This is a genomic window from Streptomyces cyaneochromogenes (assembly GCF_003963535.1).
GTDB lineage: Bacteria > Actinomycetota > Actinomycetes > Streptomycetales > Streptomycetaceae > Streptomyces > Streptomyces shaanxiensis.
Genome location: NZ_CP034539.1, coordinates 10,409,028 through 10,433,488, shown reverse-complemented (window position 1 = coordinate 10,433,488; position 24,461 = coordinate 10,409,028). Strand labels below are relative to the sequence as shown.

Here is a 24,461-nt window from a genome sequence, read left to right as displayed (position 1 = left end):
GATGCCCAAGCGCGTGGACCACGCAGAACGGCGTACCGACATCGCCGAGGCGCTCATCCGGGTCGCCGGCCGACGCGGGCTGCATGCCGTGGGGATGCGCGATGTGGCAGCGGAGGCGGGAGTATCACTGCGACTCGTGCAGTACTACTTCCAGACCAAGGAGAAGTTGCTGCTCTTCGGGCTTGAGCAGCTGGCTGAGAGATTCGGGGAGCGGGTCTCCGCCCGGGTAAGGGCCGCCGGGGACAGCCCTGGTCCGCGTGCGATGGTCGAGGCACTGCTGATGGCGGCGCTGCCGGCAGACGACGAGAGCCGCACCTTCCACCACCTCTACACTTCCTACGCAGTTCTGGCCATGACCGACCGGGCGCTCGCAGCCCAGCCGTTCATCAAGAACCCTGATGCCGCCGAGGACGCCCTGACCGAACTCCTTCGGCAGGCGCAAGAGGCAGACCTGCTCGACCCCGATGTGGACGCGCGGTTGGAGGCGGCCGGCCTGCTCGCCATGTCCGCGGGACTCGGCACCAGCATCCTCGTCGGCCAGCGCAGCCCGGAGTCCGCGACCACAGTCCTGGACCACCACCTGAACCGCATCTTCCGCACCGGTGATGCGGTCTTGACATGAGCGACCGGAGCCCAGCAGCCGTGGAGCTGCAGACCGCCCGGCTGTTGCTGAGACGCCCGACCGCAGGCGATGTTGACGCGATCTTCGCCGTCCACCGTGATCCTGAGACCTGCACCCACAACCCGTCCGATGCACTCGCCCGGTTCGAGAAAGCAGAGGCGCTCTACCAGCGTTGGGACGACCAGTGGCAGCAGTACGGATACGGGTATTGGGTTGTCCGGCGCCACGGCTCCGCTCAGCAGCTCGGATTCTGCGGAATCAAGCTCATGGAACTGCACGGGGACCCGGTTCTGAACCTCTTCTACCGCTTCGCCACCTCAGCCTGGGGCCAAGGCTTCGCTGGTGAAGCCGCAGCCACGGTTGCCACCTGGGCATCCCGCCACCTGCCCGACCTCCCGCTGATCGCCCGCGTTCGACCAGCCAACGTTGCTTCTCAGCGCGTGGCGATACGCGCCGGGCTCAGCCGAGCACAGCATCTCGACACCGAGGGATACGACGGCTTCGACTGGATCTACATTGCCCAACACGCGAACAGGCCACAAACCGGCGCGATCACACACCAGGACTCCGAGATCCAAAAGGAGCTCCCTAGTTGCTGAGCGGCCGCATACCCCCTGTCGAGCCGATCTCATTGCCAAGGCGTAGCCATCACTTAGCGCGGTCACAACCAACTAGCGCGCTCAGTCACACAGTGGTAGTGCGTACGTTGTAATGCGCATGGTCAATGAATCGGTGCCTGGGAAGAGTGCGTGTGGAACGGGGCGTTCCGCGCCGGCCGTGCCGGAGCGTGACTGATCAAGGACAATGCAGCGGACTCGGTGACGCTTGCATCTCTGAGCTTGTTCTTTATCTACCAGCCTGCCCAGGCACATGAGGAGCGCCCCTTAACCTGCACCTCTCAGCCTGCGGCTGGTCTCGGGCTGAGATGCTTCAGCTCATGATCGAGCCGCCTCTGATCGGCATCACGCCGGTGATTCCGCCCGTCGCCACCTCCTGCAGCGCATCGACGCATGGCTGGCCCGGCATGCGCCCGCTCGACTCGCAGAGCTTGCTCTCTCGGCTTCGCCACAGGCCATCGACCAGCTCGAAGTCGCGTTGGGCGTACGTCTTCCCACCGACCTGCGCGCATCGCTCCTGTGCCACGACGGGGATTCGTCCTATCTCGGCATTCTGCCGTGCGGCCCGCTGTACTCCACGGACGCAATCGCCGACGTGAGACAGAGGCGCATGAAGACCTGGGAGGGCGAGGACGACCCAGACGAGCAGGAGACTCCGTGGTGGGGAAGGCAGTGGATCCCCTTCGCAGGCGGCGATGGCGATGAGCACTTCATCGACGCGGGCCCGGGCTTGTGGCAGGACCATCTCGGTCGCGCCCCGCACGCCGACCATGCCTACTTCCTGGGGTGGCCGAGCCTTGGAACCTGGCTCCACGAGGTGGCCGAGGCCATGGAACACCACGATCGGACCGACCGGCTCGACTCCGTCGCCCATCCCTCCGTAGACGAGGACGGAGAGATCGACTGGTGAGCAGAGGGACGCGCTGTTGAGTCGGTCGGTCGTACTCGCCTCGGCATGCCTGGGTCGGTGTGGCACCTGGCATCGAACGACGTCTCGCACTAGGTCGCTCACCTGGGGATTCCCCGGACACGGGGGCGGCCTTCGTCTGAATCATGTGCTCCGACCAAGGTGCACATATCCACGACGAAGGCCGTGAGGTTGAGTCTGCTGCCAGATGCTGTGCGGAGGGAAGCGTTCGCGGAAGCGTCACGCTTCCGGGGTGAGTTCTATGAGTGTCTGACCGCCCGGCGTGACGAACTGTTCGAGCTGACCGACGCGCTGCTGTGTGTCGACGGGCGGGTGGTCTCGCCGGTGGACCTGACGCTGGTGCCCGAGCACCGTCGTGGGCACGGAGCGTTGTACGGCGCCCTCAACCACGGCCGGATCGACGTCGACAGGTTGCGGTCCTTGCTGGCCGACATGCCCCTGCCGCGCTTCGACGGCGGGCGTCTGGTGCTGGCGGTCGATGTGTCGCCGTGGCTGAGGTCGGACGCGCCGTGCTCGGCGGACCGGCTGTTCTGCCACGTCTACGGGCGGGCGAAGTCGGCGTCGCAGTTCATTCCGGGCTGGCCGTACTCCTTCGTCGCTGTCCTGGAGCCCGGTGCCACGTCGTGGACCGGGATCCTGGACGTGGTCCGGCTCGGGCCCGAGGACGACGCGACCGCGGTCACCGCTGCCCAGCTGAGGTCCGTGGCCGAACGGCTCATCACGGCCGGCCAGTGGACGCCGGGAGACCCGGACATGACGATCGTCATGGACGCCGGCTACGACGTCACCCGCCTGGCCTGGGTACTGCGGGATCTGCCCGTCGAGCTGGTCGGGCGGATCCGCAGCGACCGGGTGATGCGTCTGCCGAAACCACCGAGGATGCGCGGCGTCAACGGCCGGCCACCCAAGCACGGGCCGGAGTTCCGCTTTGCCAGGCCCGAGACCTGGCCCGATCCGGCGATCACCACGGCCACCGACACGGTGAACTACGGAAAGGCCGAAGCCCAGGCGTGGGACCGGGTCCACCCGAGACTGACCCACCGCTCGGCCTGGCTGGAGCACGACGGCGAACTCCCCATCGTCGAAGGCACCCTGGTCCGGTTGAAGGTCGAGCACCTCTCGAAGGAACGAGAGGCCCCGCCCGTGTGGTTGTGGTCCTCGAAGACCGGCGCCGCCCCTGCGGACGTGGACCTGTGGTGGCAGGTGTTCCTCAGGAGACTCGACCTGGAGCACACCTTCCGGTTCGGAAAACAGACGCTCGGCTGGACCACCCCGAAAATCCGTACTCCCGAGGCAGCGGACCGCTGGACCTGGCTCCAGGTCGTCGCCCACACCCAGCTCCGCCTCGCCCGGCCGCTGGCCACCGATCTCCGCCGGCCCTGGGAGAAGCCTGCGAAACCCGAACGCCTCACCCCGGCCCGGGTCCGCCGAGGGTTCAGGAACATCCGCGCCCACCTGCTCTGCCCGGCCCGTGTTCCTCAACCCACCGGAACCGGTCCCGGACGCCCCCTCGGCTCGAAGAACCGGCGACCCGCCACCCGCTACGACGTCGGCAAAACCGTCAAACGCCCCGAGACCCTCAAAGCCATCGGCAAGCCCGGAAGATCTTGGTAGATAAAGAACAAGCTGAGAGGCCGTCACAGATCAGAACCCCGTTCGATCAGCACCGCGCTCCCGATCGATAGGACGACGGCTTCTCGAGGAGCCTCATCACCTCCCGGCGGCGACGCGTCAGGCGGTGCGCCAGCAGCAGCCGGTCCCGGTCGTCGTGGCGAGTCAGTCCGGCGCAGGGAAGACGCCAATCGCCGACCTGATGCAGGCTGTCCTGGATCGTCGCGGCGGCGCCGTGCGGGTCGGGGTCGGCCCTTGTCCGCGACCGGGGTGACGACGTGGTGGGGTCGGCGCCGGTTGACCCGGACGACTCCCGGGCTTCCGCCCGTGGTCGCCGAGCCGCCCGTCCGTCACCGTCGAGTAGGGGGTGACGCCTGAGCAGGCATCCCCAACCTCGATGGAACATACGCCGGGGCCGGCCGCCCGTGCGGTCGGCCGGCCCCGGCTCGGCGCGGTGCGCCTGTTGGTCAGTACTTGTTCAGGCGCCAGCTGCTCCAGCTGCCGCTGGCGTAGCGCTCTTTGTAGTAGCGCTTGTCATTGGTGCCGATGCAGGTGATGGCGAAGTTCCACCCATTGGCCCATGCCATGTCGATGGACCGCTGGCCCGGCTTGATGCACTGTCCGCCGAGGGACGTCCAGCGGCTTACCCCGCCGCCGGGCGATGACCAGCGGCTGTACGCCTGCTTGTTGGTGCCGATGACGAACACCTGCCAGTGCCCGTTGGGGAGCTTGTGCCTGACCTGGCTCTTGCACAGGAAGGTGCCGCCCCACTTGGTGTAGGTGCACTTGCCGCCACCGACCGGCTTGGTCACGCCGGGGTCCGGCACGGCGGCTGCGGCCCGGTCGCCCGGGCGCTCCATCGCCTGAGCCGCAGGTCCGGCGAGGGCGGCACCGCCGCCCGCGAGGACGGCACTCGACACCAGGGTGATGATTCCCGTTTGCAGCTTCGATGTCACTGAGACCTCATTCTCCGTGTGATCCGTGTGGTCCGTTGCGGACGCCCGCCGCGGCGCGCACCTGCTGCTCGTGCTGCGCGGCACGCGGCGCCGGGGGCGTCCTGGATCGAGTCCAGCGGTGCCGGGGTTGTTGCTCAGCCCTGTCGCGGGCGTGAAACAAAGCAGGTCACAGGCCCCGGGTTGGCGAGATGGTGTCTTTCACGGTGGTGGGGCGCGTGTTGGGATGGGACGCCGCTGCAGCTCACGGGGGGCGGGACGCGGGAAGGAAGCGTTATGGGGCGTCCGGAGGCGGATCTCGATCCGGGGCTGGGTCCGGTCCAGCGGTTTGCGTTCGAGTTGCGCAAGCTACGACAGGAAGCGGGCCGCATCACCTACCGGCAGATGGCCCGGCAGGTGGAGGTCTCGGTCTCCACCCTGTCGAGAGCGGCCAAGGGCGAACAACTGCCCTCCCTGCAGGTGGCCTTGGCCTATGTGCGGGCGTGCGGCGGTGATGTGCAGGCGTGGGAGCGGCGCTGGCGCGAGGCGGTCACGGAGCAGGCCCGGTCAGCCGACCTCGTCGCGGATGGGACTGTTCCTTCCCCCTACCGCGGCCTGGCCCGTTTCGAGGTGGGCGATGCGGAGCTCTTCTTCGGTCGGGACGAGGTGACCGACGCGCTGGCCCGCGCGGTGGCGGAGCACCGGGTGGTTGCTGTCTTCGGGCCGTCCGGCAGCGGCAAGTCGTCGCTGTTGCGGGCGGGGCTGATTCCCCGCCTGCGCAGCCTCGACGGTCCGGACCGGCCGGCAGCGGTGCGGATCCTCACCCCGGGCGAGCATCCGCTGCGCACCCACGACACCGTGTGCGTCCCAGCCCCGGGGAAGGGGGACACCTGGCTGGTCGTGGACCAGTTCGAGGAGGTCTTCACCCTCTGCCGCGACACCGGCGAACGGGCCGACTTCCTTGCCCGTCTGCTGGCCGCCGCCGAGCCCGCAAGCCGGCTGCGCGTCGTCCTCGGCGTACGCGCCGACTTCTATGCTCACTGCCTGGCTCATCCTGAACTGGCCGCAGCCATAGGCGAGTCCACCGTGCCGGTTGGGCCCATGGGCGCCGACGCGCTGCGCGCAGTGATCGTCAAACCGGCCCAGGCCCACGGGCTGATCGTGGAACGCGCCTTGACCGCCCGGTTGACCGAGCAGGCGGCAGGGGAACCGGGCAGCCTGCCGCTGGTCTCGCACGCCCTGCTGGAGACCTGGCGGCGGCGCAGGGGCCACATGTTGACCCTGGAGGCGTACGAGGCAACGGGCGGGATCCACGCGGCCATCGCCCAGACCGCCGAGGCCCTGTACGGGCGGCTGTCCCCAGATGAGTGCCGGCTCGTTCGGCGGATCCTGCTGCGCCTGATCACCCCGGGGGACGGGACGCCGGACACCCGGCGTCCCGTCGACCGTGCAGAACTGGATCTCAGCGACTCGGGCGGTGTTGCCCGCGTCCTGACCGATCTTGCCGCCGCACGCCTGGTCACTCTGGACGACGACAGGGTCGACCTTGCCCATGAGTCGCTGATCTCCTCGTGGCCGCGCCTACGTCAGTGGATCGAGGAGGATCGCGAGTGGCTTCGTGCCCACCGGCGATTGACGGAGGCAGCCCAGGCGTGGGACGACCTGGGGCGCGACCACGGGGCCCTGTACCGGGGAGCCCGTCTGGACACGGCTGACGAACTGTTCGCCGCGCCTGAGCGTGCGGCCGCCCTCACCTCGCTGGAACGTTCCTTCCTGGCCACTAGCCGCGAGGCGCGCACCGGTTCGCGGCGCCGCCGGCGCGGACTGATCGGCGCCCTCAGCCTCCTGGTCGTCCTGTCCCTCGTCGCCGGGGTCGTCGCCTGGCAGCAGGGGCGCACGAGCGACCGGCGGCACGCGGAGGCGGAGGCCCGCCGGATCGCGGCGGTGGCGGAAAGCATGCGGTTCTCCGATCCGGTGACGTCGATGCGGCTGAGTGTGGCGGCCTTGAGCCTGGCGGAGACCACGGAGAGCCGAGGGGCGGTGGTGGGAGCGGTGGCGCAGCAGGAGGAGGACACGTTCGCCATACCCGGTGCCGATGTCGGTGACAGGGAGGTGGAAATGGGCGTCGACCGCCGTCTCGTCGACAACGGCCGGACCCTGATCTCCATCACTCCGGAGAAGATCACGACGTGGGACGTGCCCACGCATCGCCGTACCCATGTGTATCCGGGGTACGGCGAGGAGGACCTTGCCACGGTTGAGGCGGTCTCGCCGGACGGCCGTCAGCTGGCGCTGTGGGTGGACACCGGGATTCGGATATGGGACGTCCGGGCCGGGCGGGTCACCGCCAAGCTGCCGATGGGCCTGACGGACGGTGTGGAGTTCGGGCCCGGCCGGGACACCCTCCTGGTGTACGCGGGACCACCGGAACTGGAACTCGGCGACTCGGGTTCCGTCCAGGCCTGGGACCTGAGCACCCAGCGAATGCAGTGGGAGGTCCGGATACGGAAGGGCGAGATGGTGGCGGAGGCGGCGCTCAGCCCGGACGGCCGCCGGTTGGCGCTGTGCTCGGACAAACGCCCCCTGGAGATCTGGGACACCTCCGGTCGGGGACCGGCACCCGTGCCCTGGCCGACTGGGCTGAAACGGCACTCCTGTGACGTGACTGGGCTTGCCTTCGCCCCGGACAATCGCACCCTCGCTCTGCCGACCGAAACCGGCATCCGCAGGGTGGACCTCCGCTCCGGGCGTGAGCTCACCAGGATCGAGAAGGCGGACCTGGACACACTCCGGTTCAGCGCGGACGGGCGGTTCCTCGCGGCGAGCGGGTTCGAGGGGCTGATGGTGTGGCGCCTGTCGGAGCCGTACGCCCCCATCCCGGTCCTCCGGTACTCGTTGCCGGTCTCGATCGATGAGTACGCACTCGATCCCGACGCGCACACCATCCGCTATCTCAACGGCCCCACGACGGCTGTACGGTCGCTGAGCTTCGCGGAGTCGGCGCAGCGGTGGGAGCGGCGGCCCGCCGACCACGCCCAACTCTCCCAGGACGGCACGACGCTGGCCGTCCTCCGGCAGCAGGGCACCGGAAGAGGAGTACGGCTGCTGGACACCCGCGACGGCGCCGTTCTCCTGCGGCCGAAGGAGAAACCGTGCGATGACGTGCCGCCGGACTTCGAGGACGGGAGCGAGCTGGAGTCGGCCTGCGTCGATCTCATGGCATTCAGCGGTGACGGCAGGTACTTCGCCTACGGCAGGAGCTGGTCCGACGCCGTCGACGACGTGACGAAGCGGCCCCGGATCACGGTATGGGACATCGGAGCCCGGAGAGAACACGCTGTCATCGATCCGCCGGGCGGCCGTGACCTGTGGGGGGTGCAGAGTGTGGCCCTCACTCATGACGGCGCTTCTCTGCTGACGTTCAGGTCATGGGACGACAAGGCCGTCGACGTGTGGGACGTGCACCGCCGCGAGCGCGTGCGGACAGCGGACCGGGCCGTCGGCGGGCGGGGGGGCCTCGCAGGTGGGCAGTTGAGATTGGAGTACGCAGAGGCTGGCAGTGAATCGGAACGGAGACACCGTGGTGACCCCGCAGGGAGTGATCGCCGACCTCTCCACCGGGGAGGTCAGCAACCGCAGTCTCGGCGACGATCTGACCGACGAGCTGGCCTTCAGCCCCGACGGGGCCCACCTCGCGGTTGCCGACTCCTTGGGAGGCGTGACTCTCTGGGACGGAGCCGTGCGCCGGCGCCTCGGCCTGCTCCCCGGCACGGACGACTACGCGGACTCCGACTCCGACGCGTCCGGCGGCGACACGGGCAACGTGACCGCGCTCGCCTTCTCCGCCGACGGCAGCACTCTCGCGGTCGGCGACCCCTTCGGCAGGGTCCAGCTCTGGGACGTACCGTCCCGCCGCCCACTCGGCTCTCCCCTGTCGACCTCGGGCGGCCCGGTTCTCTCCCTCGCCTTCGGCGCCGGTAGCAGCGCCGACACACTGCACGTCGCGGGCGCCCACGTGCCGTTGCAGACCTACGACCTCTCCCCGTCCCACCTCGCCGACCAGGCCTGCGAGCGCGCCGGCGGTGGTCTGTCGGCGGCGGACTGGAAGACGTACCTGCCGGATCTGCCGTACCGGGAGACGTGCTCGGTGTTCTGACCGCTACCTGGCACCGGGGCACCTAGGTCACCGAGCCTCCGGCGAAAGCACCGGCCACGGCCGAGCCGGCGGCGATCCACGCCGTCATCACATCCCCCGCCACCAGCACAGGCACAGGTACTCAGGAGAGTTGTGCGAGGAGGTTCCTGGCGTAGTGCAGGTGGCGGTGGTCGGGTTCGAGGACGTGTTCTGCGGTGTGCAGGGTGCTCAAGACCTCGGTGCGGGCCTGTGCGGTGTGCCCGGCACCGGCGAGTGCCTGCACCAAGTCCAGGCGGCTGCGGATGACGTGGGGGTGTTCTGGCTCGAGCAGGCGCATGCGGTCTTCGATGAGGGAGGCGAAACAGGCCAGGGCTTCGTCGTGGCGGCCGGCGCGGGCTGCGAAGGTGGCGAGGCTGCTGCGGATGGCCAGCGTGTGTGGTGCGTCGGTGCCAAGCCGGGTGACGGCTTCGTCCAGCAGCGTGTGCATGTGCCGTTCGGACTCCTCGAGGGTGCCTGTGCTGGTGGAAAACCAGATGCAGCTGCGTTTGGTGGCGATGATCTGCTGGTGGTCGTCGGGGTGGTGGCGTTCACGGTCGCTGAGCAGCGCCCGGAACTGTTCTGCGGCGCTGCGGGTGTCGCCGCTCTCGCCGGTGAAGTAGGCCAGTTGGTGGCGTGCGTCGAGGACGTCGGGGTGCGCTGGATTCAGGAGCGTCTGGGCCAGGTCGACGATGCCGCCGAACAGGCGGACGGCCTGGTGTGTTGCTCCGGACTCGCCGGTGAAGAAGGCTGCCTGGTGCCGGGCGGCGAGGGTGAGGAGGGGGTCGGTGCCGGGCCGTTCAGCGATGCGCTGCAAACGCGTGGCGGCCTCACGGGGATGTCCGCCGTCGCCCAGGGCGAGCGCGAGGGGGAATTCCGCTTCGGTCACACATCCCTGGTGTGCTTTGGTCAGCGCAGTGATCGCCCGTTGCAGCCTGGCCTGTTGGTGGGCTACCAGGCCCAGGTCGTAGGCGTCTTCCGGGCCGACCGCCGCAAGGAGCGTGTTCCACAGGTGGTCGGGGACGGGTGCCAGGCCGGGGGTGTTGAGCAGGTAGTCGAAGGCCTGGTAGCGGCCCCCTTGGTCCTGTATGAGCAGGCCGCTGGTGGCCAAGGCCGGTGTGCAGGCCCACTGGAAGGCGGCGTTGACGGTCTCAGGACGCAGACCGGCGCCCCCGCGTTCGGCCAGATACGGCTCGTGAAGCAGTTCCAGCAGTGCCCGGGTCATGGCACTGCGCAGGCCGGCGCGACGGCAGTCGACTGCCGCGGTCACCAGGGCGGCGGCACGCGGATTGGTACCCGGGGCCCAGGCGTTCTCCCAGGCGTCCATCAGTTCCGGTCCCGCCGCGATCGTTTCCGCGATGCCGAACCGGTCACAGGTATGCAGCGCGGCCGCGATACGCGCGTCGTCGGCGTGAGCGGCGGCGCGCCGACACTCGCTCGGAGACCAGCGCCGGGACAACCGGACCACCTCGGCTTCCTGCAGGAGTTCCCGCTGAGTACGCCAGGCGTCCCGGTCAGAGCCGGTCAGGCGGCTTTCCTCGCGGGCTTCGAAGCGGCGGTATTCCTCCACGCGCATCGTGCCGAGCACCACACGGTGGCCTCGGCCGCTGTCGAACAGCGAGCGCAGCATGGTCACGGTGATGCCGTCTGTGCCCAGGTAGTTCTCCAGATCGTCCAGCCACAGCACGGCCCGGCCGTAGCTGCGGGCGCAGGCCACAGCCTCCAGGACGGCAGCACGCGTACGGGGCGCGACAAAGCGGTAGTTGGGGAATCTGGAGCGTGCCACCTCATAGCCCAGACGCGACTTCCCCGCAGCTGATTCGCCCACCAGCAGCACAAACCGCGTCTGCTCCAGCCGGCGCAGAACCTCGTGCTCAGCGTCCCTTGGCACATAGGGCGGTGCCGTCGCGCCCTCAGCCGCACGCACCCCTGCCGCTTCCGGCCTGCTGACCTGACGCGCCCGGGGAATACGCCCCCTGGCATCACGCAGCAGATCCGTCTCTTCCCGGCTGCGCCGTCGTGGCCGAAAGAGCTCGGCCGTCAGCCCGTAGACGGCGGTCACGGCGGCACCCACACCGGCCGCCCACGGGCCCGACAGCCAGGTGATGGCCGCCACGATGGCCACACAGCCCGCGACCACCACCGCCACAAAACCGATCAGCCCCTGCAGAGGCTGTTCACCGCGCCGGAGCCCAGGCATGCGGCCTCCCCGATGTCCCCCATTAGGGGCATCTTCATGAAGGACACGGTGATGTCGAGAGCACAGGAGCTTCTTTCAGCCGGTCAACCACGGCGCCTGACGACGACACGACGATGTCGCTCCGTGCTGCTGCGGGCAGCGGCTGGGCGCGCACCTCTTTTGAAGCCCACCATGGGGAGGGCGGGCGGCAAACCCCTGGCCGGCGTACTCAGTGGTTTCCTCGCAGCGTGGTGATCCCCTCGCTGATGAAGACGACGACACCGAGGGCGCCGAGGCCAACCCCGGCATAGCCGACCAGTTCCCCACGGGCTGCGTTCTCCTTCTCCTCGTCGTGACTGAGGGACTCGCCGCCTGCCCTCACGCACCACTGGCCGGGGCTCACCGGGCTGCCGTCGCACTCGACAGCCTCCCCGTTCATCAGGGCCTCGGGCGTTGATGAAGAACATGGCCATGCCGACAATGAGCAGAGCCCAGCCCAGGCCCCTGAGCCATGGCCGCCCCGAGCTGCGTATCCAAAGGATCCTTTCCGGCCCGACGCCAGAAGGCGACGCCCGCGCGCCGCAGGGCAACGGGCCCTCAGCCCTCAGCCCTCCCGGCACCGGTCCCGCGGGACCGGCACTCCCGTACGGAACCCTGCCCCGGGTCCGAGCCGTACTCACCCAATGGGTGCGATACGCAGGACGGCAGCGGCATCGCGGATCTCGACGACCTTCAGGCTCATGGCGCCGTTGATGGTCGCGGCGGGTCCCTCCCCGCAGCTCAGCCCGACCCCGCCGCTGCCCTCCGAGGACACGCCGCCGCCACCGGAACAGCCCGAAACGCTGTAGCCCGACCCCGTCAGCGGCGCGACCATCTCGACCTCGCCGCCGGTGATCGCCGTCACCTTGATCGGCCCGAGGCCGTACCTTTCCGGCACTGTCACGACGTCCCCCACGGCGACCTCGACCTCACACGTCCCGTCAGCACACGGCCCGGTCGGCGAGGGCGACGGCGTGGCCGTCTCCGTGGGAGTTGCACCGGGGGCGGCCGCTGGTGGCCTGGAGCCGGCCCCAGTGTGCCGGCCTTCGGCCCGAGCCCCGCCCGAGGAATCCGAGGAACACGATGTGAGAGCGGCGAATTCGACAGCGGCAACAACGCCTGCGACGACGGCGGATGACGTTCTACGCATCATGCCGCCATTGAACCCCGCCTCGACCGGGACCCCTCCCGGCCGCCGCCCGGGCAGATGCGCCGCCCACTCGCCTTGCTGATCAGGCCGGGGCAGGGGGCGACGCTCCCCAGCTCATCCCGGTCATGGAGCGTGTCCGTGTCGCCCGCCCGGATGGCGGGCGACCGCGGACTCGGCTTGGCCACCTCGCCGCAGACAAGACTTACTCATCCCGTCGCAACCGCCGCCCACGCCGGCTTCGACAGGCGATCTGCAAACGCAGGAACGAGGTGGAGCGGGCGATCAATGCCCTCAAGATCTTCCGGGCTGTGGCGACGAGGTTCGACAAACGCGCCTACGTCTTCTATGGCACTGTCACCGTTGCCTCGATCCGACTTTGGCTCCGGTCGCAACCCACCGGAGAGACCGAGCAGTACCCCTTCGCCCCGTCAAGCAGTTCCCTCACAATGTCCGCGTGTCCCGCGTGCCGTCCGGTCGCCTCGACGAGATGAATGAGCATGGCCGTCGCCACCATCTCGTTGCTCCCGGCGCACTGGGCCTCGTACGACGCACACGCGCGGCCGGGAGGGCGCCCCATCGCTTCGAGGGAATCGGATGCGCGCCACCGGCCGTCGTTCAGGCCCGGGTGTAGCCGCCGTCGGCGAAGAGTTCGGCGCCGGTGACGAACGATGAGGCATCCGAAGCCAGGAAGAGGGCGGCCTCGGCGATTTCCTCGGCGTCGGCCAGCCGCCCCATTGGCACCACGGCCTTGGCGAACTGGTCGACGTCCGGCCCCGCGGCGCCCAGCAGGCCAGGGGTCCGCGTGGGTCCCGGGCTGAGAACGTTGACCCGGAATCGACGCTCCCGCGACTGCCGGGCCCAGTTGTGCACGAGGTTGCTCACCGCCGCCTTCGATGCGCTGTAGACCTCGAGTTGCTCATTGGGCCGCACGCTGTTGCTCGAGCCGACGACCAGGATGGAGGCGTTCTCCGCCAGCAGTGGAAGCGCCTTCTGAACGGTGAATAGTGGGCCCTTGACGTTGACGGCGAGCGTCAGGTCGACGTTCGCCTCGGTGTGGGCGCCGAGCGCGGCGTCCGCGACGATGCCCGCGTTGGCCACCAGCACGTCGATGCGTCCGGCCTCCTCGCGGACTCGCGCGTAGAGCGCGTCCAGGTCGGCCAGGACCGAGACGTCGGATCGTACGCCGACGGCCGCAGGGCCCATCTCCCTGACTGCCGCGTCGAGGCGGTCGATGTCTCGGCCGGTCACGAAGACCCGTGCGCCCTCCCGGACGAAGCGGTGGGCGATGGCCAGCCCGAGCCCGCTGGTCCCTCCGCTGATCACGGCCACCTTCTCCTGCAGCACGCCTGGCATGTCGAACCCCTTCAGTTGTGGAATAGATCGTCCACAACGTGGGCAGTAATGGACGATCGAGTCAAGAATGGATAGGCTGAGACCATGGCGAGACCACGCGCATTCGACGAACGCCAAGTCCTGGAGCGGGCCCGGGAACAGTTCTGGGCGACCGGCTATGCAGGAACCCGGATGGACGACATCGCCCTGGCGACCGGCCTGGGCAAGGGCAGCCTGTACGGCGCATTCGGCGACAAGGGCAAGCTGTTCCACCGCGTGTTCGGTGACTGGTGCACCACAGTCGTCGAGGTGGCCGAAGGGCGGCTGGCAGGGGGCCCGGACGCAGAGGCCTTGGCCCGGTTGTCGGGATACGTGCACCTAATGGCAGAGAACACCGCCTCCGACACCGAGCGCCGCGGGTGCCTGTTGGCCAAGGGCGCGGCAGAACTGGCCCAGCACGATCCGACGGTCGCAGGACAGTCGGCCGAGACCATGACGGCACTGCTGACCCTGCTGCGGACGGAGATCAGCGCCGCCCAGCGCCACGGCGACATCGATAGCGCTGCGGATCCGGAGCAGTTGGCGGCACTGCTGCTGACGGTGGTCCGCGGTATCGAGGCGGTAGGCAAGGCCGGCCTGGCCCCGGAGACGCTGCGGAACATCGCAGACACCGCACTGGCGGTTCTGCCCAAGCCCGCGGGGCAGAACCGCCTCGCAACCGGGCGCGGTCCGTCCGTCCACGAGAAGTGACTTGGTGCCATCACGGCCACATGATCCGCCGGACTGCGCCCAATGCCGGCGGGAGCCGCTCACGAGACGGGTCGCGAGATTACTGCGCTGACCGCGGCGACACGGTCGGCCAGGTCGCCGGCAGGGACGTAGATGAGCTCGAAGCCGAACGCGCGGTAGCTCTCCTCATGGATCTTCTCGAACACGAGCGAGTCCTGGAAGCTGATCCGACGGGCGCTGGTGGGCTCGCAGAATCCCTGATTACGGACGAACAGCACCTGCCGCTCATAGATCTCCTCGGCGGTGATCCGCTCGATCTCCGCCGTCAGCGCACGGGATACCGGTCGCCCCAGGTAGTTCGCGAGCGCGTGTGTGCAGACCGGCGACCGGTCGAACACCTGGACGGAGTCTGTGGCGGAGGCTGCCAACTGCCGTTGTTTCTGCATTTCGACGATCTCGTCGATAAAGGATGCCCGTGTCCACGGCTCGCCCTCGCCCTGCGCCTGCGCCCATCCGATGACCGCGGTCGCGGCCTCCTCGACAACCTCATAGCCCTGCTTCGCCAGGCATCGCAGGATCGAAGTCTTGCCCGCGCCTGGCGTACCGGTGAGAACGTACCGTCGCATGATCGGATGCCTTTCGTGCGTGGCGAGACAGGCCGCCCGCCGGCCGGCACGCCACGTACCCGCACACGTCGGGCCAGCGGGGGGTTGGGGAAGGAGGTGGTGGGGTGGGACAGGGACCCTCGAACGGCTCACAAGCCGGAGATGCCCTTACAACCAAGACGCCGAGCAAAGGCTGGCCGGAGCCAGGCTGTTTCGACGCCATGCCAGCTTCCAGTACAGCCTGCCGACCGAGCACTCGGCAACCACACCTCGGCGATCAGGCCGGGGCAAAATGCTCCGGACTCAGCCTCAGCAAGGAGCAAGCTGACGGCGCATGACCAGCGGCCCCGCTGAGCGACCCTGGCAACGCCCCCCTCCCCCGGGCAAAGGCCAACCCGGAGTGCACAATCTCTCTGTGGATCAGGGAATCGCAGCGCTGCTGGGGGCCTTTGTAGGCGTCCTCGGAACCGTCTCCGCATCGGCCATGTCCGGGTGGTCAAGCCGCCAACAGATACGAGCCCAGGCCACAGTTGACCACGCACAGTGGCGCAGACAAGCCCGGCGCGATGCTTACAGCGCGTTCCTCGCGCCCGCTCACGAGACATGCAACGCCCTCAAACGCGCAGCGCGCGCCTTGATCGATGGCGCGGAGGTGGAGGAAGCTCACCGCCAGCTCCAAGCCGCACACGACACATTGGGCCAGGCCCAGGCAGCCTGGTCTGCTCTCGCAGTCGAAGGACCCGACTCTGTCGAACAGGCAGCCAACAGCGTCAATACGGCACTCCACTCGATGCACACGACACTCCTCGCCTGGTGCGATTCCCCTGCACACCCCCACAACGTCAAGTTCGTGGAACGGCACGCAGTCGAGGTGACCTCGGTGTCCGAACGCATCACCGGTTTCACCACAGCAGCCCGCGCCGCACTCGACGAAGCAACGCTTGCGGTGGACACCAGCAAGAACTGAACGAATGACGCAACGCATCTGCGGCAACCCAGCAAAGCGGAGCGCTTTCCGCTGTGTTGGCGGGCCAACCACCCTCTGCCAGCGTGTCCTTGCTCCCCCGCACCCGTCTGCCCGCACGCGAGGCGCAAGCAGGCTCGGCAAAATTTCTCAGCCATGCATCAGAGACCGATGCGGGTGTCGTCCGTACTATCGCTACGACACGACTGTGCTGCAGTAACTGATACTGCTCACACGACACCAGGCAGAAAATGCACACGCGTTAGATTTCGCATACGCCGCGGGCGCGCTCCGGGCCGGCCGCGACGCCCAGGAAAGGTGTGAGCTCCATGTCCGAAACCACTTCCGGCACCACCGAGTTGACCTCGCAATACAGCGCGCAGGTGGCCGGCGACCTTGAGAGCAATCTCAAGGAGCAGGAACGCGTCAACGGTGAAATCGAAGCGCTCCAGGCTCAGTTGGCCGCTCTACAGCAAGACCACACGGTCCTGGTGAACATCCAGCAGGCCCTCGGCGTTCCGGCGGCGCCCGCCACGCCGGCCGTCGAAACCGTCGCAGCGGTGCCTGCTCCGCGCACGAAGACACCGCGCGCGGCCAAGCAGACGAAGGACAAGAAGCCCGCCGCAACGGCCCGCAAGCGGACCAGCAGCAAGAGCCCCACCAAGACAGCGACCGCGTCCTCCACCTCGCCCACGCTCGTGGCTCTCGTACGCGAACACCTGGCGGGTCAGAGCGAACCCCGCTCTGCTGCGGAAGTCGCCACCGCGCTGGGACAGCAGCATCCCGAGCGCACCGTCAAGGCAACTGTCGTACGCACGACGCTCGAAGGGCTGGTGGCCAAGAACCAGGCTCAGCGCAGCAAGCAGGGCACGTCCGTCTTCTACACCGCCGACGCCGCCGAGCCGGCTGCACCCGCACAAGAGAGCCCGCAGCAGTCAGACTGACATCCGAAGGCGCGGGCAATCACCCCCGTCGGGCCGCACCGTGACCCCGCGCCGCCTCCGGTCCTGTGGAGCCTGGCGTCAATCGCCGGCAGAGCACCGCGGCGAATACGATCAACGCGGTGAGCGTGCCGGGCTCTGATCTTGCTCGCCTGGCTCGGTCAGCGAGAAACCCGGTATCGCTGCAGGTAGTCAGGCATTTAGCCTGTGGCATGCATCAGCCCCGAAGGCGCGACCGGCGCCTGGCTCGCCGCGTGCCGTCGGAGCCGGTCCAGCGTCGCGCGTTCCGACTCCCGGCCGTGGGCGCTGATGTGGTCCTGGTGGGCTACTTCTCGGCGAAGCAGAAGGACTTCGAATCGGTCATGGCGTCGGCAGCCGCAGAACTGGCAGCGCGCGGCGCTCGGGTCGTCGCGCAGACTGTGCAACGGCGAGGCGTCTCGGACGGCGGGGTCCAGAAGATGGGTCTGCCCTACTCCTCGCGGACTCTGCTGACCTACGGGAAAGTCCGCGAAGTGGCCCAGGCCTGCAACCAGGCCAACGCCGACGCAGTGATCTTCGTTGCCTCGCTGACCGAGCGCCAGCAGCGCACGCTGACAGACATGCTTGGCCGCCCCGCTGTGAGTCTCTCCGACATCGTCGCTGCCGACTGACAGCTCACTCGCAGCGGGCTTTTGAAACACGCCCAGAGCCAGCGGCATCACGACGGCGCCCGACAGCCCGCCGAAGAGTCCGGCGAACCAGGGCCGCTTCCCCATCCAGGGCAGCTTCGGGATGCCGCCGGCGATGCGTTCCAGGGTGAAGATCGCGCCGAGTCGGACTTCTGGGTCGGGGCTGCCCCGTCGCTCCACCGCTCCCGTGAAGCGCTGTGTGACCTGGCCTTGGTAACTGACCTGCAGCTGCCGCCAGGTGAAGGAAGCACCGCTCAGCAATGCGACACCCGCCAAGCCCTGCAGCAGCGTGGTGCGGGTGTCATTGATCGCCTTCGCCCGGTCCGAAGCAGGCGTGGACGGGGCGTCCCAGTCCAGCAGCTATTGAGGGGGGCCACCACAGTGACGAGGGCGACCAGGAGCAGGCTGCCACACAACACGGCCACGCCAATCGCCCGCGACCGGCTGGTGAGACGCACACCCTGACGCTCCTGCTCCCGCACGGGATGCCCAGGCACGGCCCGCTGCTGTCTCGTTGGCCTGGCCATTCCCACGGCTTCCACCTCGACTGCCGGCGATGGAAGAAGGATGTGCCACAGCCTTCAGCTTCAAACGCGGCCGGAATGAGTGGCGCGGGGGCCCAGACAGGCAGCGAAGCCAGCGGCAGTCGTGCCGACGGACGTCGTCAATCGCGGCTGCGTCGGGAGCCCTGGAGTGCCGTCGACGTGATGGGTGACGTCACCGCCTGTGACAGCACCCGCCATCGAGCTCCAACAGGTGGCGTTCATCGTCGCGTACAGAGGATCTGCGGGGAGCACGGGCCGATGCGCGGACCCGCACCGGTCACTGGCGGTTCAGGGAGCGAGTGACGCCTGCCGCGACCGTCGTCGCCAGAACCCAACCAGTGGCGATGAGCAGATAGGCCAGCCACTGGTGCCAGCCTCGCGGGGCGAATGCGCTCTCCTGCCCGAAGTTGATGACGGGCAGCAGGAGATCGATGGTGTAGACGACGGGGGTGAAGTCCGGGGCTTCGTCGGGCTTCACGGCGCGTGGGTGATCCAGTGTGAAGGCGACGGCGCCGATGAGCAGGAGGATCGACAGCCAGCCGACGGCGCGAAGGGGGCGGAAGCCATAGCCGACGGTTACGTCCTGGAGGCGTCCCCAGAAGCGGGCGTACCAGGGCAGTGTGCGGCGGTGTCGCCGGAGTTTGGCCAGTTGGACGGTGCGGGCCGCGGCGTCGTCGCCGACGGCACGGTAGGCGGTGGTCAACTGCTCGTAACCGTTGGGGAGATATCCTCCTGCCTCTCGTTCCAGGAGCGGCAGACGCTGTTCGGCCGGGAGATGCGGTGCGAGGGTGCGGTAATTGAGGCCGTCGACGCCGACCTGGGCGGGCCAGACATCCGGCAGGACGTGCAGGAGGTCGAACTGGGCGCGGCGCAGGTCGACCGCGCCCACGATCGTGGTGGCTTCACGCAGCCACAGCTCGCCCACCAGACAACTGGTGGCACGCAGGGCCTCCCCGTCCGGGTTGGACAGCTGGGCGTGCGAGAGATTGAGAAGGCGCGGGACGTGGGCACCGTCGAGGACGACCTGGCCGTCGGCGCGGAGCCGCAGGCCGTGCAGGTGAGTGCCGACCGAGAGGGTCTCGGCCTGCAGGGCGGTGCCTCCGGGAGCGCGCAGGTGGGCATCTTCCAGGTTCACCTGACCACCGACCGTGGCCGCATCCAGCCGGATCTGGCCGTGGGCGACGAGTCCGACGGCCCACACGTCGGTGCCGATCTCCGCATGGTTGAGCTGGAGGATCGGCTCCTCTGCCGCCTCGTGGTCCGACGTGCTGGGCGTCATCGCATGGCCGGGTGCAGCCGGGCGACCGAGGTGCGCCTTGTTGACGAAGAACGCTCCGGTGATCTTCACCCCCTGCAGGCGCACGGGACCGGCGATACGGCAGCCGGTCATCCGCAGAACCCCGTCGACGCGGAGGGTCGCTGCGCTGAGCCCGGGCAATACCGAGTCGCTCAGTACGAGGGCGCGGATCTGAGCGCCGTACAGGTGCGGGGCGTGTTCGAAGTGACAGGACCGAAGGCGTATGGGGTGGTCGATCGTCCCGTAGGTGAGGTCGAGACGCCCTGTGATGCGCGCCCCCGCCAGCTTCAGGCCGGCTATCTCACCGTCGCGTGCCGGTCCGTCGATCAGCAGCGTCCGCAGCACCTGCGCGCGTACGGTCCGCTCCGGCCCCCAGGACGCGCCAGCCGAGGGGTCGTCGACGGCACCGTCGCGGAAGTCGACTCCCTCCCCGAGTGAGAACGCTTGCCAGACACGGCGCTCCGCTGGTGTCAGATCGGTGATCTCCATCGGCCGGATGCTGACGCGCGAGTGATCACCCTGTCAACTCCGTATTATTGAGGGGACTTTCAACCGACGCGGCGCTGACGACGCGCAGTCCATCGCCCGCATGGGCATGGGGCCTTGCCGGTGGCCGCGGCCTTGCGCGGCAGGAGCGGTCCCGCAGCTGCCCTGGGGGCCGGGTACGGTGCGTGCTACGGCTCCGGCTGTCGCCGCACGACGGCCCCTCGGTCCACGAATCCGTCCACATGCGCGCAGTGCGCCGGGCGCGCGGCGCGGGCTGGTCACAGCCGGCGTTCCGCCCAGGCGAACACGAGGAGCCGATCGGCGGGTCATGGCCCGCGGCGGTGCGGCCCTGGGACTGCGCTGCGGCTCACCTGCGGATGATCCGCTGACGCCATAGGCGCAACTGCTCGCCCAGCTCGGCCTCACACCCGCCGAGATCGGCCGCTTCCACGTCTGGCCCGCGCGGCGCCGCAGCGTGATGCACGGGCGGCAGGCTGCCTGCTCCTACGCCCCCCACGGCCACCTGGCCGTCTCACAGCCCACCACCCACTATCGGTACGCGCTGGGCAAGTGACTCAACCAGCGGCGCCACCGCCAGCGCGCCACCACCCGGCCCACCCGCCTCGGTCGGCGGCCCACGGCCCTGGACACCTGTTGGACCCCGCCCTGGCCTCTGGACTGGCAGCGTTCCTATGGGGCTCCCGCTATCACCTCCATGGCCTGCCCGAAGACGTCGATAGGTGGCCCGGCGCACCAGACGACGACGATGCTCGCAGTGGCTGCATGTACAGCAGACGTCGTGGCAGGTCCTGCGGCCCGGGCAGCAGGAGCTGCTGAGCGGGCCTTTCCCTCGGTGCGGCAGCAACCCCCGGCCCGGTGGTGGTGCCGCGCAGCCTTGAGTCGGGCGCTGCCGAGGTTACTGATGTCCCCATTCTGCCAGGAGCGCGCCTGCAGGCCACTCGCATGTGGCTGGCGCAGGCCGGAAGGTTCGCACCCGACGAGATGCGGGGCTTCGGTGGACGGCGCCTGTATACAGGCCGGTGACCGGTCCACATTCCCCCCGGCGGCCTACCCTCGTTGCCACGCCGCTCACCTCGCGAGAGGCTGGGTGCTCCCATAGGGTCGCGGTGACGCCAAGACAGGACAGGCGGCGCCGCCCTTCGCGTGCGTACGAGGCAGTCCCTCACAATCCGGCGGTCCGCGGGCATCTACCGAAGGCATCGCGGGCATGCTGCGGCTCAAGCGATTGAGGAGTGCTCATGTCGGGACAGTTTGAAGCGACGGTCGAGGTCGATCGACCGGTCGAGGCGGTGTTCGGCTACCTCGCCGACGGGCGCAACGACCCGCAGTTCAGCCCTCGCGTGCTCAAGATCGAGCGGGTCCCCGACGCCCCGACAGCCGTGGGGACGGTCTTCCGCAGCACGGTCAAGGACGCCGGGGTCAAAACAGCCAGGGAGTTCCGCATCACCGACCTCCAGGCCCCGGCAAAGATCCGGTGGGCCGAGGTGTCGAAGAACAGCGTGTCGGTCCGCGAAGGCGGCTACGACCTGCAGGCTCTGGACGGCGGTAGGACTCGCGTGCGTATCTTCAACGTTCTGGAAGGCCACGGTCTCGGCAAGCTCCTCGTCGGCCTGGCGCTCGTTGCCGCCCGCAAGGATGCGGCCGCCTTCGGCGCCCGGATCAAGGCAGCGGCTGAAGCAGCCATCGATCCGCGTTGACGTGGCCGTAGGGGGACGAGGGTCTGGCCGCCGTCGCCCCTGCGCGAAGTGGAGCGGGTCATCGGGTCTGGGCATCGAAGTCGTCTGCTGCACTGCTCCAGTCGGCCGCATCGAACAGGACGACCTGCCCGTTCCGCCGTGCAGGCCCAGGTCGCCGCCACCGCACGTACCGATCTTGTAGTACGCGCCTGAGACGGCGTCTGCCGACAGGGTGCCAGGGGCGAGCCGGGGCAGACCCACTTCGTCCAGAGCCTCGAGCCGGATGGCGACGCCTTCGAAGGCGGGCAGTCCGACGTCCGTGAGAACGCGGCGTGCCTCGGCGTCCGTCACCCCCTCGGGCAGCAAGCCGGTGGGCAGGCGACGTACGACGTCCGGTTCGAAGAGGTCGGGGTCGTACGAGCCGCGGCGCCGTGCTGTCCCGCGGTGAAGAGCGGGAAGGAAACCCGAGTCGGCGAAGATTGGCTCCCCATGCACCTTGCTGATGCGCGGACTTACGGCGGGGTCGTGGAGCTCGACCGCGAATATGCCGCCGAGCCCCGTCACGACCAGGAGGTAGCCGACCCTCACCTGATCCGACACGAAGGGGGGTCAGGGTGTCGAACACGGTCAGATCGTCCCAGTCGGGTGGGACGTTGCGTTCCATGTCGGTGAGCCAGAGCGGCTCGCGCCGCCCCGGTTTCGGCATCTCCTCCGGCCAGGGGCCGGCACCGGCTCGTACAGCAGCTTGCACCGCCCCTATCGCGAATGCGTCAGAGCGGTGCTGCCGTCGACATGCTCCGCGCGGCAGGCCCGCGTCAGCCAATCTGTTCGGCCAGGGCGACGATGATGCCTGCGGGGCCGCGGAGGTTGCAGAGCCGGTAGATGTTCTCGTACTGCGCTACCTCGCCGAGGAGTTCGGCACCGTGGGCGCGCAGGCGGGCGATGGTGTCGTCGATGTCGTCGACTGCGAACATGACGCGATGCAGGCCCAGCGTGTTGGGCGGAGGGTTCCGCGGCTCGGCGTCGGATACCGCGGGGGTGTGATATTTGGTCAGCTCCAGCTTGCTGTGGCCGTCCGGAGTCCGCATCATCGCGATGTCGCTCCGGACGCCGTCAAGTCCGACGGTGCGGTCCGCATAAACGCCTTCGATCTGCGCCTTTCCTTCCAGCTCCATGCCGAGCTCGGTGAAGAAGGCGACAGCCGCGTCCAGATCGTCGACGACGATGGCGACGTTGTCCATCCGCTGAAGAGTCATGCCTCTGAGCCTAACGATTCGATACGCGGTAGCGCGGGATCGGCCGTGACGGCCGCGCAGGGTGAGTGGACGGTGACGTCCCTCTCGGCCCGCGGCCTGTCCCATGACTTCTGCGGCCTTGATCGTGCACATCTCGGCGACTTGATCGAGGAAGTGGCAGGCCCGCGGGCGGCACAGCGCGAGTCAGCGCTGCATGAACGGCGCGTCCACGACCGGCAGCAGGGAGCCGGTTACCGGGCCCAATCACCAGCTGGCCTTCGTCGACCGGGTGCTGATCAGCCGCCCGAGCTGAGCGACGATCCGGTCGGCAATGGACACCCCAAACAGCGGAGCGTTGCCGCAGCCTCAGGCTTGTTCGCCAGTAGGCGGTGACCAGCAGGACCCGGCCCTGCAGCGGCAAGCTCCACGGCCGACTCTTGCGGACCGGGTCGGCACCTTCGCGCCGCAGCGGGGTGACCAGCTTGCCGAACTGCCGCGGGCTCAGCCCGGTGAACAGGACTGTCCAGGACGGCTCGGACGCCGTGATCACACCAGACACAGCAAGATCACCTCAACTGCTGCCCAGTTGGGGTGGCCTTTCGCCGCTGGCTTCGTTCGCTTTCAGTAGCGGCGTTCGTCTGATTGCTTGAGCAGCAGTGAACCGTGAGCCAGGAGTGTGGGCAGACGAAACGGCTTTGCGCCCTGTGTGACCGGCCTGGATGCTGGCTCGCCGGAGGTACTCAAGATGATCAACGTCGTGTTGAAGGTGTCAGTCCGTGATTTGGTGCATGCGGACCTGGCGTCGTGCGGGTGGGCAGGGTCTGACCACCACCTGGCCAACGTCGCCAAGCAGTTGGAACGTGTCCGGACCGGCGAGGTCGACTACCTTGCGGTCTGCCCTGCCACCGACATCCCTGTGGCGAAGGGCGGCGTCGATTACCAGGTCAAGAAGGGTGTCGGCACTTTGTGGCAGCTGGCAGTACACCCCGCATTGCAGTCGTGTGGGATCGGCACGTTGCTTGTGGAAGCCGCAGAACTGCGGATCAGGAACCGCGGTCTGCGGCAGGCCGAGCTCGGTGTGGAGGAGAGCAACCCACGGGCACGTGCGCTGTACGAAAGGCTGGGCTATGTCGCGTACGACCGTCAGCCGGACTGGTGGGACGAGCAAGCCCCTGATGGGTCGTTGCGCCGCTACGAAACGATGTGCACGTTGATGCGGAAGGATCTCACGTAGGTTCGGTCACCTTCGCGGGATCTGTCAGCGGACGCCGCGTCCCGGGTCATGTAGTCATCGGATCCGGGCGCCATCCTCCAAGGCTGTCGGTCACGGCGGGGGCTTCTTCCTCAGATCCAGCCAAGCTGTGGTCGCGAAGCGGGCTCATCCGTACCCAGTTCGCCCTGCCAGTGCATGCTGCGGCACGTGCGTACTCGAGGGAGCGCAACCAGACTCTGCGGGACGGCCTGCCCGACGGCGAGAGCGTGCGGACGTGGCGACGTAGCCCCAGCGGTCACGAGATGGCACCCCATCGATCACGGTCCGGCAACATACCGTCCGGACCGGCGTGGTCGCTCCATGGTCGGGCCGACCACGCGTGCGCACCGCCACCGTGCACGCGCTGCGCAGCTCGGTGCGCAGCCCGTGGGTGTGCGCGGGCGGCGCGATCGGGCAGGGGGTTGTGCGCAGCCGGCCCGGGGGCGGCGCGGCTGTGCAAG

The 24,461-nt window shown here is 68.6% G+C and carries 23 protein-coding genes and 2 pseudogenes; 14 read left to right on the top strand and 11 right to left on the bottom strand.

Annotated elements, in window-relative coordinates:
- Position 1: 1 nt before the first annotated feature.
- Together EJ357_RS46810 and EJ357_RS46805 are read left to right on the top strand one after the other, a co-directional pair.
- Entirely contained in the window at positions 2-622 is a 621-nt protein-coding gene (locus EJ357_RS46810) for a TetR/AcrR family transcriptional regulator (RefSeq protein WP_126398831.1), read from the top strand.
- A gap of 20 nt (positions 623-642) precedes the next feature.
- Positions 643-1,221, top strand: coding sequence for a GNAT family N-acetyltransferase (locus EJ357_RS46805; protein ID WP_228472844.1), 579 nt, complete (start codon positions 643-645; stop codon positions 1,219-1,221).
- Positions 1,222-1,552: 331 nt separating this feature from the next.
- Here the strand turns inward: EJ357_RS46805 and EJ357_RS48780 are convergent, their stop codons facing one another.
- Positions 1,553-1,765, bottom strand: a complete 213-nt coding sequence (locus EJ357_RS48780) for a hypothetical protein (protein WP_175647228.1) — start codon at positions 1,763-1,765, stop codon at positions 1,553-1,555.
- Between EJ357_RS48780 and EJ357_RS46800 the strand changes: the two genes are divergently transcribed.
- From EJ357_RS46800 to EJ357_RS49995, 3 genes are all read left to right on the top strand, one after another.
- On the top strand, positions 1,718-2,149 hold the full coding sequence (locus EJ357_RS46800) for an SMI1/KNR4 family protein (RefSeq protein WP_175647783.1): 432 nt from the start codon (positions 1,718-1,720) through the stop codon (positions 2,147-2,149). The genes EJ357_RS48780 and EJ357_RS46800 overlap by 48 nt on opposite strands.
- 189 nt (positions 2,150-2,338) lie before the next feature.
- Complete coding sequence (locus tag EJ357_RS46795) at positions 2,339-3,781, top strand: NF041680 family putative transposase (protein WP_126400955.1); 1,443 nt, start codon at positions 2,339-2,341, stop codon at positions 3,779-3,781.
- A 124-nt stretch (positions 3,782-3,905) separates the two neighbouring features.
- Complete coding sequence (locus EJ357_RS49995) at positions 3,906-4,052, top strand: zeta toxin family protein (RefSeq protein ID WP_228472843.1); 147 nt, start codon at positions 3,906-3,908, stop codon at positions 4,050-4,052.
- A gap of 193 nt (positions 4,053-4,245) precedes the next feature.
- On the opposite strand, the gene EJ357_RS46785 is transcribed toward EJ357_RS49995, so the two are convergent.
- The gene (locus EJ357_RS46785; RefSeq protein WP_126398827.1) at positions 4,246-4,734 is read right to left on the bottom strand and encodes a hypothetical protein; all 489 of its coding nucleotides are present in this window, start codon (positions 4,732-4,734) and stop codon (positions 4,246-4,248) included.
- A 273-nt stretch (positions 4,735-5,007) separates the two neighbouring features.
- Between EJ357_RS46785 and EJ357_RS46780 the strand changes: the two genes are divergently transcribed.
- Together EJ357_RS46780 and EJ357_RS49990 are read left to right on the top strand one after the other, a co-directional pair.
- Positions 5,008-8,691, top strand: coding sequence for an nSTAND1 domain-containing NTPase (locus tag EJ357_RS46780; protein WP_228472842.1), 3,684 nt, complete (start codon positions 5,008-5,010; stop codon positions 8,689-8,691).
- Between the two features lie 34 nt (positions 8,692-8,725).
- Positions 8,726-8,866, top strand: coding sequence for a hypothetical protein (locus tag EJ357_RS49990; protein WP_228472841.1), 141 nt, complete (start codon positions 8,726-8,728; stop codon positions 8,864-8,866).
- Positions 8,867-8,987: 121 nt separating this feature from the next.
- On the opposite strand, the gene EJ357_RS46775 is transcribed toward EJ357_RS49990, so the two are convergent.
- The 3 genes from EJ357_RS46775 to EJ357_RS46765 all read right to left on the bottom strand — a co-directional run bounded on the left by EJ357_RS46775 (position 8,988) and on the right by EJ357_RS46765 (position 12,015).
- Positions 8,988-11,081 (bottom strand): tetratricopeptide repeat protein, encoded by a 2,094-nt coding sequence (locus EJ357_RS46775; RefSeq protein ID WP_126398825.1) that lies wholly within the window; start codon positions 11,079-11,081, stop codon positions 8,988-8,990.
- Positions 11,082-11,289: 208 nt separating this feature from the next.
- Positions 11,290-11,499, bottom strand: coding sequence for a hypothetical protein (locus tag EJ357_RS46770; RefSeq protein ID WP_228472840.1), 210 nt, complete (start codon positions 11,497-11,499; stop codon positions 11,290-11,292).
- Between the two features lie 237 nt (positions 11,500-11,736).
- Positions 11,737-12,015: a hypothetical protein gene (locus tag EJ357_RS46765; protein ID WP_126398823.1), complete on the bottom strand. Its 279-nt coding sequence runs from the start codon at positions 12,013-12,015 to the stop codon at positions 11,737-11,739.
- 297 nt (positions 12,016-12,312) lie between these two features.
- On the opposite strand from EJ357_RS46765, the pseudogene EJ357_RS46760 reads away from it, so the two are divergent.
- Positions 12,313-12,635, top strand: a pseudogene (locus EJ357_RS46760) (IS5/IS1182 family transposase); the annotation flags it as partial.
- Here EJ357_RS46760 and EJ357_RS50930 read toward each other — a convergent pair.
- Both EJ357_RS50930 and EJ357_RS46750 read right to left on the bottom strand, forming a co-directional pair.
- Positions 12,593-12,748, bottom strand: coding sequence for a mycothiol transferase (locus EJ357_RS50930; RefSeq protein ID WP_407698540.1), 156 nt, complete (start codon positions 12,746-12,748; stop codon positions 12,593-12,595). The pseudogene EJ357_RS46760 and the gene EJ357_RS50930 sit on opposite strands and share 43 nt — an antisense overlap.
- Positions 12,749-12,864: 116 nt before the next feature.
- Positions 12,865-13,602 (bottom strand): SDR family NAD(P)-dependent oxidoreductase, encoded by a 738-nt coding sequence (locus EJ357_RS46750; RefSeq protein ID WP_126398820.1) that lies wholly within the window; start codon positions 13,600-13,602, stop codon positions 12,865-12,867.
- 84 nt (positions 13,603-13,686) lie between these two features.
- Here EJ357_RS46750 and EJ357_RS46745 point away from each other — a divergent pair, with 84 nt between their 5' ends.
- Positions 13,687-14,331, top strand: a complete 645-nt coding sequence (locus tag EJ357_RS46745; protein ID WP_126398818.1) for a TetR/AcrR family transcriptional regulator — start codon at positions 13,687-13,689, stop codon at positions 14,329-14,331.
- A gap of 59 nt (positions 14,332-14,390) precedes the next feature.
- Here EJ357_RS46745 and EJ357_RS46740 read toward each other — a convergent pair whose 3' ends face one another.
- Positions 14,391-14,936: an ATP/GTP-binding protein gene (locus tag EJ357_RS46740; protein WP_126398816.1), complete on the bottom strand. Its 546-nt coding sequence runs from the start codon at positions 14,934-14,936 to the stop codon at positions 14,391-14,393.
- Between the two features lie 394 nt (positions 14,937-15,330).
- Here EJ357_RS46740 and EJ357_RS46735 point away from each other — a divergent pair, with 394 nt between their 5' ends.
- From EJ357_RS46735 to EJ357_RS46725, 3 genes are all read left to right on the top strand, one after another.
- Entirely contained in the window at positions 15,331-15,882 is a 552-nt protein-coding gene (locus EJ357_RS46735) for a hypothetical protein (RefSeq protein ID WP_126398814.1), read from the top strand.
- A gap of 326 nt (positions 15,883-16,208) precedes the next feature.
- Positions 16,209-16,823, top strand: coding sequence for a hypothetical protein (locus EJ357_RS46730; RefSeq protein WP_126398812.1), 615 nt, complete (start codon positions 16,209-16,211; stop codon positions 16,821-16,823).
- A gap of 296 nt (positions 16,824-17,119) precedes the next feature.
- Positions 17,120-17,470, top strand: coding sequence for an HflX-like GTP-binding protein (locus tag EJ357_RS46725; protein ID WP_228472839.1), 351 nt, complete (start codon positions 17,120-17,122; stop codon positions 17,468-17,470).
- An 840-nt stretch (positions 17,471-18,310) separates the two neighbouring features.
- On the opposite strand, the gene EJ357_RS46720 is transcribed toward EJ357_RS46725, so the two are convergent.
- The gene (locus EJ357_RS46720) at positions 18,311-19,819 is read right to left on the bottom strand and encodes a membrane-associated oxidoreductase (RefSeq protein ID WP_126398810.1); all 1,509 of its coding nucleotides are present in this window, start codon (positions 19,817-19,819) and stop codon (positions 18,311-18,313) included.
- A gap of 1,256 nt (positions 19,820-21,075) precedes the next feature.
- Between EJ357_RS46720 and EJ357_RS46715 the strand changes: the two genes are divergently transcribed.
- The gene (locus tag EJ357_RS46715; protein ID WP_126398809.1) at positions 21,076-21,534 is read left to right on the top strand and encodes an SRPBCC family protein; all 459 of its coding nucleotides are present in this window, start codon (positions 21,076-21,078) and stop codon (positions 21,532-21,534) included.
- Positions 21,535-22,328: 794 nt separating this feature from the next.
- Here the strand turns inward: EJ357_RS46715 and EJ357_RS46705 are convergent.
- Entirely contained in the window at positions 22,329-22,769 is a 441-nt protein-coding gene (locus tag EJ357_RS46705; RefSeq protein WP_175647782.1) for a VOC family protein, read from the bottom strand.
- Between the two features lie 255 nt (positions 22,770-23,024).
- A pseudogene (locus tag EJ357_RS46700) lies at positions 23,025-23,307 on the bottom strand (IS5/IS1182 family transposase); the annotation flags it as partial.
- A gap of 186 nt (positions 23,308-23,493) precedes the next feature.
- On the opposite strand from EJ357_RS46700, the gene EJ357_RS46695 reads away from it, so the two are divergent.
- Positions 23,494-23,982: a GNAT family N-acetyltransferase gene (locus EJ357_RS46695; RefSeq protein ID WP_126398805.1), complete on the top strand. Its 489-nt coding sequence runs from the start codon at positions 23,494-23,496 to the stop codon at positions 23,980-23,982.
- Positions 23,983-24,461 lie beyond the last annotated feature (479 nt).

Excerpts from the sequence above, each read along its gene's own strand:
- EJ357_RS46720 (WP_126398810.1), bottom strand. The coding sequence starts at position 19,819 with ATGGAGATCACCGATCTGACACCAGCGGAGCGCCGTGTCTGGCAAGCG.
- EJ357_RS46775 (WP_126398825.1), bottom strand. The coding sequence starts at position 11,081 with ATGCCTGGGCTCCGGCGCGGTGAACAGCCTCTGCAGGGGCTGATCGGT.
- EJ357_RS46745 (WP_126398818.1), top strand. The coding sequence starts at position 13,687 with ATGGCGAGACCACGCGCATTCGACGAACGCCAAGTCCTGGAGCGGGCC.
- EJ357_RS50930 (WP_407698540.1), bottom strand. The coding sequence starts at position 12,748 with ATGCTCATTCATCTCGTCGAGGCGACCGGACGGCACGCGGGACACGCG.
- EJ357_RS46705 (WP_175647782.1), bottom strand. The coding sequence starts at position 22,769 with ATGACTCTTCAGCGGATGGACAACGTCGCCATCGTCGTCGACGATCTG.
- EJ357_RS46740 (WP_126398816.1), bottom strand. The coding sequence starts at position 14,936 with ATGCGACGGTACGTTCTCACCGGTACGCCAGGCGCGGGCAAGACTTCG.
- EJ357_RS46715 (WP_126398809.1), top strand. The coding sequence starts at position 21,076 with ATGTCGGGACAGTTTGAAGCGACGGTCGAGGTCGATCGACCGGTCGAG.
- EJ357_RS46780 (WP_228472842.1), top strand. The coding sequence starts at position 5,008 with ATGGGGCGTCCGGAGGCGGATCTCGATCCGGGGCTGGGTCCGGTCCAG.
- EJ357_RS46810 (WP_126398831.1), top strand. The coding sequence starts at position 2 with ATGCCCAAGCGCGTGGACCACGCAGAACGGCGTACCGACATCGCCGAG.
- EJ357_RS46750 (WP_126398820.1), bottom strand. The coding sequence starts at position 13,602 with ATGCCAGGCGTGCTGCAGGAGAAGGTGGCCGTGATCAGCGGAGGGACC.
- EJ357_RS46695 (WP_126398805.1), top strand. The coding sequence starts at position 23,494 with ATGATCAACGTCGTGTTGAAGGTGTCAGTCCGTGATTTGGTGCATGCG.
- EJ357_RS46770 (WP_228472840.1), bottom strand. The coding sequence starts at position 11,499 with ATGAACGGGGAGGCTGTCGAGTGCGACGGCAGCCCGGTGAGCCCCGGC.
- EJ357_RS46730 (WP_126398812.1), top strand. The coding sequence starts at position 16,209 with ATGTCCGAAACCACTTCCGGCACCACCGAGTTGACCTCGCAATACAGC.